This window comes from Oceanotoga teriensis (assembly GCF_003148465.1).
Lineage (GTDB): Bacteria > Thermotogota > Thermotogae > Petrotogales > Petrotogaceae > Oceanotoga > Oceanotoga teriensis.
Map to the genome: position 1 here is coordinate 57,839 of NZ_QGGI01000017.1, position 10,236 is coordinate 68,074.

Genomic DNA, 10,236 nt, shown 5'->3' on the forward strand with positions numbered 1-10,236 from the left:
TGTCCTTTTTATTATTTTAATAAAAAAATATATATTTTTTTATTAAAAATTTGTATAATCATATAAGTTAGAGTATAATAAATTTGAATAATTTAATTAATATTTAGGAGAATAATATATTATGAGATATAATTTTAGATACTTAAAAATTTTTCATATATTACCAATAATTTTAGCTTTTATAATATTTTATATTGGAAATTATTTAATTTCTAAAACTCAAAATAATTTTTTGGGATTTTTATTTTTAATCTGTTTTTCATCCATTTTAATTTTTTTTATAAGAAAATATATGAAGTTCCCAATAATAGTAGATAGTCAAAAAAAGCTTTTTTATATAAACTTTGGTTTTTTCAATCCAAGATATGTTGAATATCAAATAAAGGATGTAAAAGATACAGTTTTAACCTCAAAAAATCTAATAATAAAACTTCAAAATAATGAAATAATAATATCAAATAAAATAGAAAATATAAATCTTTTATTGAATCTTCTTAAGGGGGAACTAAATTGATATTTGATAATCGTGGAACTTTTGCATTAATTGATATAGATAATTATCTACAAAATCTTGAATATATAAACAAAAAAACAAATACAAAAATAATGCCAGTTTTAAAAGCAGATGCATATGGACATGGAAGCAAAGTCTTAGCAAAACATGCTTTAAAAGAAGGATATGAAAGATTTGCAGTCGCATTTTTAGATGAAGCAGTAGAATTAATAAAAAATGGAATTAAAAAACCAATATTAGTTTTTAACTACTTTAATCCCGAAATGATGAAATATATAGATGATTATTCTGAATATATAATACCTACAATTTCATCTTTAGAATTTTTAGAAAAAATATTGTATTATTCTGGAAAAAATATTCAAAAATTTAAATTTCATTTAAATTATAATACAGGCATAAATAGAATAGGCTTAAACGATTATGAAATAGATGAAATTTTAAGAAAAATAAAAGAAAAAAATATTAAAATAGAAGGTATTTATTCACATTTTGCTACTGCTGATGAAGATGATGAATTTATAATTGAACAATTTAAAGAATTTAAAAATTTTGAAAATTATTTAAATTCAAAACATATTAACTTTTCAATTAGACATATTTCAAATTCTGCAGCGAGTTTATTTCATCCTGAAATGTCTTTAGATTTTGTTAGGCCTGGAATTGCAACTTATGGACTTCAACCAAGTTCAAAAAAACAATTTAAAGAATTAAAACCAGTTATGACTCTTATAAGTACCATATCAAAAATAAATAATGTAAAAAAAGGGGATACAATTGGATATGGTAGAACTTATAAAACAAATAAAGATATAAATACAGCTATAATACCAATAGGCTATGCTGATGGTATATTTAGAAATCTTTCTAATAAAACTTTTATAAATATAAAAGGAAAAAAATGTGAAATAATAGGAAATATTTCAATGGATCAAATGGTTGTAAATCTAAATGATTTAAATGCTAAAACTGGTGATAAAGTTATAATATTTGGAGAGTATCCAACAGCAAATGAACATGCTGAAAAAGCCAACACAATTAACTATGAAATAACTTCAAAAATTACTAAGAGAATCAAAAGAATCTACAAAAAGGGAGGAAAATATATTGAATGAACAATACAGTATAGGCCAAATGATAGACAAATCTATTTTTAAAGATGAGTTTAATTATTATGAGTTTATAAAAGATATAGAAATTGGAAAATTAATAGAAGTTGAAGGAAAAGTCGTATCTAAAAAATTACAAAATACAAAAGATGGTAAAGTCTTTCTTTTAATCACTATAAAAGATAAAACTGAATCTTTGAGAATAATAGATTGGTTCAAAGCTGAAGACCATGATAAGATCATAAACATTGAAGATATAATAAAAGTTAGAGGTAAATCTGTTATATTTGAAAATAGACCTCAAATAAATTTAGATAAAAATTATACTATAGAAATAATAAAAGATGTAAAAAACCAAGATAAGTATATAAAAACTTCTAATAAAAATATAAATACTTTAATAAACGATTTAAACTTAAATATTGAAAAAATTAAAGACCCATTTTTAAAAAAATTAACTTCAGAAATACTTTTAAAAGATAAAAAAATACATGATCTTTTCATTGAATCACCAGCAGCTATAACAGTTCATCATGCCTATAAAAATGGCTTATTAGAGCATACATTAAAAGTATTAATGATGGCAGAAAATATTGCAAATAATTATGAAATAAAAGTTGATAAAGATCTTATAATATCTGGAGCTTTATTACATGATTTGGGAAAAATATATGAATATAAAATAACAAATACGGGGATAGAAAAAACTGAAAATGGTGAATTATTAGGTCATATAGCTATTGGTTTAAACATTATAAATTCTAAATTAAGATTTATAGAGAAAATTGATTTTATAAAATTAAATCAATTAAACCATATAATTCTATCCCATCACGGAGAAATAGAATATGGTAGTCCTATACTTCCAAAAACAATAGAAGCATTTATTATTCACTATGCTGATAATATTGACTCAAAAATAGCTCAAATATCAGAAATAATAGAAAATAATAATGATATTAATAACAACAACTCAAATTGGAGCTTCTTTGACAAAAGACTCGGAAGAAAATTAATGATAAAGACTCAGGAGGATTTGTAATGTCAAAAAATTCAAAATATATTGTAATAGTTGAATCACCTGCAAAAGCTAAAACAATAGAAAGATATTTGGGAAAAGATTTTGAAGTTATAGCTTCAAAAGGGCATATAAGAGATTTACCAAAGAAAAAATTTGGTGTAAACATAGAAAATAATTTTGAACCTGAATTTGAAACAATGAGCGGAAAAGAAAAGGTTATAAAAGAGATAAAATCTAAAGTCAAAAACAAAAAAATTTTACTTGCTTCAGATATGGATAGAGAAGGTGAAGCAATTGCTTGGCATTTATCTCAAATATTAGGATTAGATCCTAAAGAAAAAAACAGAATTATATTTACTGAAATAACAAAAAATTCTATAAATGATTCCATAAAAAAACCTCTACAAATATCTTTAAACAAGGTTGATGCTCAAATTGCAAGAAGAATCTTAGATAGAATAGTAGGTTACAAAGTTAGTCCATTAGTATGGAAAGTATTTAAAAATTATAAAACAAGTGCTGGTAGAGTTCAATCAGCTGCTTTAAAACTTATAGTAGATAAAGAAAGAAAAATTTTTCAATTTAAATCAAAAAAATATTTTAAAATATATTTAGAAAAAGATAATATAAAAATTCCTTTAGTGAAAGAAAATGGGAAAAAAATTAAAAATGAAAAAATAGATCAAGAAAAAAAAGATTTAATATTAGATTATCTAAAAGATAAAGATATAAAATTATTTAATAAAAAAACTAAAGATAGTCTTAGAAAATCACCTGATCCTTTTATAACTTCAACTTTACAACAATCTGCAGTTTCAATTTTAGGTTGGTCATCAAAAAAAACTATGCAAATAGCTCAAAAACTTTATGAAGGAATAGAAACAAATGATGGTAATTTGGCTTTTATAACTTATATGAGAACAGATTCAAAAAGAGTTTCTGATATCGCACAAAATGCAGCTAAAAAATTCATTGAAGAAAATTATGGTAAAGAATATACAAGCAAATATAAAGAAAAAAAATCAAAAAATAAAACACAAGATGCTCATGAAGCTATAAGACCTACTGATATAAATATGACTCCAGAAAAAGCAAAAAAAATATTATCTGGAGATACTATAAAATTATATAAAATGATTTGGGAAAGATTCATGGCCTCTCAAACATCAAATGCAAAATATATAGAAACAAAATATGAGTTATCAGATCAAGAAAAAAAATATACATTTGAATTGATATCAAAAGAAAAAATATTTGAAGGATTTGAAGTATTTTGGAGTCATAATAATAAAGAAATTATATATAAGTTAAAAGATGATATTGTTTTTAAAGGTAAAGATGTAAAAAACGAAGAAAAAGAAACCATGCCACCTCCAAGATATTCCGAAGCTTCTATAGTAAAAGAATTAGAATCTAATGGAATTGGAAGACCTTCAACATACTCAACTATAATTTCGACATTAATAACAAGAAAATATATAAACAAAATTGAAAAAAATATCTTAAGGCCTACTGTCGCTGGATTCATAGTTACAGATTTTTTAGAAAACAATTTTCCAGATATTATCAATACAAATTTTACAGCAAACATGGAAGAAGATTTAGATAAAATAGAAGAAGGTTTAAATAATTCAAAAATAGTATTAAAAACTTTTTATTCATCTTTTGAAAATTTTTTAAATGATGCAAGTGAAAAAATAAAAAATTTTGAATTAAAACTAAATTATGAATCAGATGTAAAATGTGAAGACTGTAATGAAAATATGAAATTACAGTTTGGAAGATACGGCATGTACCTTCAATGTGAAAAATGCGAAAAAACTCAAAAAGTTCCATTTTATATGTATGGAATTACTTTAAAAGAAAAATTATATATAAAGGATTATATTGAAGATATTTCATCAGAAAATAATGAAATTGGAGAAAAATGTCCTAATTGTGGTTCAGAACTTGTACTTAAAAGAGGTAGATTTGGAGAATTTATTGCATGTTCAAATTATCCAGAATGTAAATATACAAAAAGTGTTCCAGCAAGAGGAAAATGTCCAAAATGTAACTCAGAAGTTTCAAAATTAAAAAGTAAAAAAGGTAAATTATACTTTAAATGTACTAATAAAGACTGTGGAGAAATGTTTTGGAATGAGCCTTCAAATTATAAAGATCCAGAAACAAATCAAACTTTATTTTATTATTATAAAAACAAAGAAGAAAAATTATATAACCCAGAAACAAAAACATTTTATGATATTGAGGAGATAAAGAAAAAATGAACATAGGACTCATAGTTGGTGGAAAAAGTGAAGAAAGAGAAATTTCTTTAAAAAGTGCTTATAATGTAAAAAAAAGTCTTGAAAAACTAAATTATGATTTTATCATATTTGAACCTACAGATAAAGACTTTTTTAAAAAAATACAAGAAATAGATATTGTTTTTAATTGTATACATGGTGATTATGGAGAAGATGGAAAAATACAAGGATTTCTTGAAACCTTAAACAAAAAATATACTTGTTCTGATTCAGATGCATGTTATATAACTTATGACAAATATGCTTTTTATGAATTTTTTAAAGACAAATTAAATCTTCCAAAAACCCATATAACGAAGGAATATATAAAAAATCCTTTTGAAAACTATCCAGTTATAATAAAACAAAGAAAAGGTGGATCAAGTAACGGTGTATTTATTGCACATGATGAAAAAGAATATTCAGAATATTTAAAATACAATTTAAAAAAATATAATCAAACAATGATACAAGAATATATAAAAGGTGAAGAATATACAATATCAGTTTTAGAAAATTCACAAAACTTTATAACTTTACCATATTTAAAAATAAAACCAAAAAAAGAATTCTATGATTATCAATCTAAATATACAGAAGGATTTACTAACTTAATAATAGACAACATAGAAGATCCTAAAATAAAGAATGAAATTGAAAAAACAAAAAATACACTCTTAAAATATTTTAATTTCAAAGATATATTTAGAATAGATATAATAATAAAAGATAATAACCCTTATATACTAGAAATAAATACAGTTCCGGGTCTCACTAATTTAAGCGATTTACCTACATCAGCAAATGCTGCTGGAATAGATTTCACAAAACTTGTTGAAATTATTATTAATAACCATATATGATTGGAGGAATAAAAATGGAATTTAAAGGAACTACTATAATAGGTGTTAAAAAAAATAATAAAACTGTAATAGCTGGTGATGGTCAAGTTACTATGGGAAATACTGTTTTTAAAGGTACAGCTGTAAAAGTAAAAAGATTAGGAAATGGAAATGTAATATCTGGATTTGCCGGATCAGTTGCTGATGCTTTAGCATTATACGAAAGATTTGAATCTAAATATAAAGAATCTAATGGTAATTTATTAAAAGCAGCTGTAAATTTAACAAAAGAATGGAGAACAGATAAAGCTTTAAGAAAATTAGAAGCTTTACTGATGGTAGCAGATAAAAATCATTTATTATTAATATCTGGAAATGGAGAAGTAATGGAACCTGAAGGTAATATAATGGCAATAGGTTCAGGAGGATCATACGCTTTAGCAGCTGCAAAAGCATTAGAACAAAATACAGAATTAGATGCAAAAGAAATAGCTGAAAAATCCTTAAAAATAGCTGCAGACATATGTATATATACAAATCACAATATATCTGTGGAGGAGATTTAATTGGAAAAAGTTTGGTCTGTAAAAAACGATATAATAAAAGAAACTTTAAAAGATATCAAACCATTCAATAAAATACTATTCAAAAATCTAAATATAATATTTAAAAATTCTGTTTTTTTAGACAGAGATAAAGCTGAAAATGATGAAAATTTCAAACAAATAATTCCATATGTTATTTTTAAAAATACTAATGATCAAATATTAATAACAAAAAGAACAAAAAATCAATCTGAAAAAAGACTGCATGAAAAAATATCTGCAGGAATAGGCGGTCATATAAATTTAGATGATTATTCTGAAAACCCTGAAATGACATTTTTCAATGGATTAAATAGAGAAATAAATGAAGAATTAAAAATTAAAGATTTAGAGGAATTGAAATATCTTGGACTGATATATGATGATTCAAATGAAGTTTCAAGAGTTCATATCGGTATATTATTTACAGCACAAGTTAAAAATGCAGAAATAAAAGAAGTTGAAAACTTTGAAGCAAATTGGCTTAAAAAAGAAGAAATTGAAAATTTAAAAGAAGAAAATTTTGAAACTTGGACAAAAATATCATTAAATCAGTTAAATATAAATATTTGAGGTCAAAAAATGATTTATAAATCAAAAGCTAAAATAAACTTATATTTAGATGTAACAAAAAAAAGATATGACGGATTTCATGACATTATAACTTTATTTCACGAAATTGATTATTATGATTCAATCGATATTGAAATATCTGATAAAGAATATTATACATCAAACCTTAATATCCCTTGGGAATCAAATTTAATAAATAAAACAATAAAATTATTTAAAAATATTACAAATTATAGAGATTTTAATTTGAAAATAAAATTAATAAAAAAATTACCTAAAGGTGGTGGCATTGGAGGAGGTTCTTCCAATGCTGCAACTATACTAAAATTTCTTGGAAAATATTATAATATTTCAAATTCTGACTTAAAAGAGATAGGTTCAAAATTAGGAAGTGATATCCCATTTTTTATTGAAGGTGGAACTGCCTTAGCAGAAGGAAAAGGAGAAATTTTAACAAAATTGGAACCTTTAAAGTTAAATGTAGAATTAAATTCTCCAAAAATAGAAATTCCAACTCCTGAAATGTATAAAGAAATTGATAAAAATTGGAATAATTTAAAAAGAAAAGGAGATCCTTTAAAATTATATGAAAGTTTAAAAACTAAAAATATTGAAGAAATTGATAAAAATCTTTTTAATATTTTTGAACAAGTTGTATTTAAAAAATATCCGAAAATGAAATTAATAAAAAATAATTTTATTAAAAATAATCCTTTAACCATGATGAGTGGATCTGGAAGTACTTTTTTTAAATTAAAAATGCAATAAAATTTTATTGCATTTTTTTATTTTTAATATGTTATAATATAATCACTTGAAATATTAATTAAAAAAAGTGTGGTGATTTAATTATGAAAAAAATTAAAGATAAAATTTTAAATCCAATTATATATATATATACTACTTCTTTCTTCATAATATTTATAATAATAACTCTTTCTTACTCAATTAACTTAAAAAAATCAACTACAGAAAAAATTAACTATCTTTCAAATCAAATTGTAAATGATATAAATAATATAAACTATGATATTGAAAAAAGTGTTTACATACTTAAAGATTATATACTTTCAACAATAAATATTCAAAGATTAAAAACTGAAAAAGATACTTATTTAGAACAATACTTAGATGAAATAAATACTTTCTTTTTTAAAGTAGCAAATTCTACCCAAAATAATGATTCTGTATATATATTTTTTAATCCTGAACTTAGTAATGAAGCATATGACATTTATTATAAAATAGAAAATAATGACTATAAATTACAAGAAAGACTAAATAAAGATGATTATTATAATGAATCTACAAATTTAGATTGGTTTTATATTCCAAAATATTCCAAAGAAAAATATTGGAGTATACCTTATGATTGGAAAAACATAAATTATATTTCTATGACATTACCAATATATGATCAAGATACTTTTATTGGAATTGTAGGAATAGATTTATTAACAAAAAATTTTTTAGAATACTTAAAAAAATATCTTATATTCAATAAAAATACTCTATATTTGTATAATGAAAATGGTTATATAATAAACAATCAAAATATAAAACTTGTTCAAGAAAAGAAAACCCAATATACCACTTTTATAAATTCTGATCTATCTTATGTTTTTAATAAAAAATTAAATAATGATTGGAATTTAATAATTTATATTAGTTATAATGATTTATATAAAAATTTATTTATAACTTCATTATTTAGTATATTATTATTTATAATATCTCTAATTTTGATAAATAAATATGTATCTAATAAAGTAAATACTTCTATAAAATCAATAAATGAATTAAAAAATAAGATAAATTTATTTGAAAAACCTAACAATATTATTGATTCTTTCATAATAAACTCGAATGATGAAATAGAATTATTCTCTAAATCATTGGACAAACTATTAAACAATTTAAATCAAAAAAATATAGAATTGAAAAAGAAAAATAATATTATAGAAGCTGCAAATGAACAACTTGAAGCACAAAATATTCAATTAGAAGAATTATATTTAGATTTAGAAAGAACTAATAGTAATTTAAAATCAATAATAGAAATAGTATCAAAATATGATAATGACAATATAGAATTAAAAAATTTTTATGATAATATATTAGATTTTATTAAAAATTTAAATAAAAATATAAAATATAATACATTATATAAAAAATCAAACAATAAAATAGAATTATTAAGTACAAATGATCCTAGACTAAAAAAATTCAAAAACAATTTATTTAAATGCATTTATAAAACTGAAGAAAATTCTTATAATATTTTAAAAAATAAAAAATATATTGAAATAATAAGGAATTTAGAAATAAAAAATTTAGATTTTATAGAGATTATATCTAAAATTGAAGAACCTGTTTATATCAATTATTTTAAAATTGAAAAAGATACTTATATAATAGTGTCTTTATTATCAAAAATAGATGATTATTTGCAACAAAAAGAACCTAAAATGATCTCAACAAGCATAAGCCTCATAAAATCATTTTTACAAAATAAAGTATTATTTGATAACACAAAAAAAGCTTATTATAACTTTTCTACTAAACTTGCTAATATTGCAGAATCATATGATGAAATAACAGGAAAGCATATATACAGAGTAGGTTTAATTTCAGCATTTATAGCTGAAAAACTTAATAAAGATAAAAAATATATTGAAGATATTAAAATCTTTGCTCCATTACATGATATAGGTAAAATATTTATTCCTCATGATATATTAGATAAAAATGGAGCTTTAAATGATAAAGAATGGGAAATAATGAAAAAACATACTTTATTATCAGAAACATTATTAGATGATGAATATTTTGAAATGGCTCGACAAATAGCTTTGTATCATCATGAAAAATATGATGGCAAAGGATACCCATTTGGAATACATGGAAAAGATATACCATTATGTGCACAAATAGTAAATATTGCCGATATATATGATGCTTTACGATCAAAAAGGCCTTATAAAGAACCATTTACTCATGAAAAATCTTTAGAAATTATACAATTTGGAGATAAAAGAATATCTCCCACAAACTTTAATCCAGAAATATTAGAAACTTTTATAAAATATAATAATTTAATAAAAGAAATATATGATAAACACTCGGAAAAATAAAAATAAAAGAAAAGAGAGAACAAAGAAGTTCTCTCTTAAAAAAAAAGAAGGGGCGAAACTTACTCTTGCACACAAGAAGTGTACTACCATCAGCATGAGAAGGCTTAACTGCCAGGTTCGGAATGGATCTGGGTGGAACCCAACTCATTATCCTCACCCCTAAATACTCAC

The 10,236-nt window shown here is 22.4% G+C and carries 9 protein-coding genes and 1 rRNA gene; 9 read left to right on the forward strand and 1 reads right to left on the reverse strand.

Annotation, left to right across the window (positions count from 1 at the left end; translation table 11 throughout):
* Nucleotides 1–121: 121 nt before the first annotated feature.
* From C7380_RS10825 to C7380_RS10865, 9 genes are all read left to right on the forward strand, one after another.
* On the forward strand, nucleotides 122–514 hold the full coding sequence (locus C7380_RS10825; RefSeq protein WP_109605807.1) for a hypothetical protein: 393 nt from the start codon (nucleotides 122–124) through the stop codon (nucleotides 512–514).
* Complete coding sequence (gene alr / locus C7380_RS10830; RefSeq protein ID WP_109605809.1) at nucleotides 511–1,629, forward strand: alanine racemase; 1,119 nt, start codon at nucleotides 511–513, stop codon at nucleotides 1,627–1,629. The genes C7380_RS10825 and alr overlap by 4 nt, the downstream gene beginning before the upstream one ends.
* The gene (locus tag C7380_RS10835) at nucleotides 1,622–2,665 is read left to right on the forward strand and encodes a 3'-5' exoribonuclease YhaM family protein (protein WP_109605811.1); all 1,044 of its coding nucleotides are present in this window, start codon (nucleotides 1,622–1,624) and stop codon (nucleotides 2,663–2,665) included. The genes alr and C7380_RS10835 overlap by 8 nt, the downstream gene beginning before the upstream one ends.
* A complete protein-coding gene (gene topA / locus C7380_RS10840) occupies nucleotides 2,665–4,914 on the forward strand; it encodes a type I DNA topoisomerase (RefSeq protein ID WP_109605813.1) in 2,250 nt (749 codons plus the stop codon). Before C7380_RS10835 ends, topA begins: the two co-directional genes overlap by 1 nt.
* A complete protein-coding gene (locus C7380_RS10845) occupies nucleotides 4,911–5,795 on the forward strand; it encodes a D-alanine--D-alanine ligase (RefSeq protein ID WP_109605815.1) in 885 nt (294 codons plus the stop codon). The genes topA and C7380_RS10845 overlap by 4 nt, the downstream gene beginning before the upstream one ends.
* 14 nt (nucleotides 5,796–5,809) lie before the next feature.
* Complete coding sequence (hslV, locus tag C7380_RS10850) at nucleotides 5,810–6,340, forward strand: ATP-dependent protease subunit HslV (protein WP_109605817.1); 531 nt, start codon at nucleotides 5,810–5,812, stop codon at nucleotides 6,338–6,340.
* Entirely contained in the window at nucleotides 6,341–6,931 is a 591-nt protein-coding gene (locus C7380_RS10855; protein WP_109605819.1) for an NUDIX domain-containing protein, read from the forward strand.
* A 9-nt stretch (nucleotides 6,932–6,940) separates the two neighbouring features.
* Nucleotides 6,941–7,699, forward strand: coding sequence for a 4-(cytidine 5'-diphospho)-2-C-methyl-D-erythritol kinase (gene ispE, locus C7380_RS10860; RefSeq protein ID WP_109605821.1), 759 nt, complete (start codon nucleotides 6,941–6,943; stop codon nucleotides 7,697–7,699).
* Nucleotides 7,700–7,782: 83 nt separating this feature from the next.
* The gene (locus C7380_RS10865) at nucleotides 7,783–10,065 is read left to right on the forward strand and encodes an HD domain-containing phosphohydrolase (protein ID WP_109605823.1); all 2,283 of its coding nucleotides are present in this window, start codon (nucleotides 7,783–7,785) and stop codon (nucleotides 10,063–10,065) included.
* Between the two features lie 47 nt (nucleotides 10,066–10,112).
* On the opposite strand, the gene rrf is transcribed toward C7380_RS10865, so the two are convergent.
* Nucleotides 10,113–10,226, reverse strand: a 5S ribosomal RNA gene (gene rrf / locus C7380_RS10870).
* Nucleotides 10,227–10,236 lie beyond the last annotated feature (10 nt).

Excerpts from the sequence above, each read along its gene's own strand:
- hslV (WP_109605817.1), top strand. The coding sequence starts at position 5,810 with ATGGAATTTAAAGGAACTACTATAATAGGTGTTAAAAAAAATAATAAA.
- C7380_RS10845 (WP_109605815.1), top strand. The coding sequence starts at position 4,911 with ATGAACATAGGACTCATAGTTGGTGGAAAAAGTGAAGAAAGAGAAATT.
- topA (WP_109605813.1), top strand. The coding sequence starts at position 2,665 with ATGTCAAAAAATTCAAAATATATTGTAATAGTTGAATCACCTGCAAAA.
- C7380_RS10865 (WP_109605823.1), top strand. The coding sequence starts at position 7,783 with ATGAAAAAAATTAAAGATAAAATTTTAAATCCAATTATATATATATAT.
- C7380_RS10825 (WP_109605807.1), top strand. The coding sequence starts at position 122 with ATGAGATATAATTTTAGATACTTAAAAATTTTTCATATATTACCAATA.
- ispE (WP_109605821.1), top strand. The coding sequence starts at position 6,941 with ATGATTTATAAATCAAAAGCTAAAATAAACTTATATTTAGATGTAACA.